The following is a 260-nucleotide window of genomic DNA, read 5'->3' on the forward strand; positions in this document are numbered from 1 at the left end:
CACGCGGTAAGCGATTGGCGAGTACGGGCGATGACCGCCTGCAGCGGCTCGCTACGGCTGTACTGTTCAGGGTACAGGCGCTCGGTGTGGCAAGCGACGCCGTGTTCGTCTACCAGGGTGAAGCTGAAGCTGCCCTTGCGAGGGGCAACGATAAGGCACTTCAACGGCGAGAAGGCCTGGGAGAGGGTGCCAATGGCAGCCTGAATTTGATGATGGGTATGCATATTGTTGGAGGTTCCTGCTTTAAACACGGGGATTAT

The 260-nt window shown here is 58.1% G+C and carries 1 protein-coding gene; it reads right to left on the reverse strand.

Annotated features, from left to right (window positions below; translation table 11 throughout):
• Positions 1-224 (reverse strand): hypothetical protein (locus SB765_RS30935; RefSeq protein WP_016715487.1); only part of this gene is annotated, 224 nt, incomplete at its 3' end.
• Positions 225-260: the final 36 nt, after the last annotated feature.

Source organism: Pseudomonas sp. SIMBA_067 (genome assembly GCF_046534675.1).
Classification (GTDB): Bacteria; Pseudomonadota; Gammaproteobacteria; order Pseudomonadales; family Pseudomonadaceae; genus Aquipseudomonas; species Aquipseudomonas putida.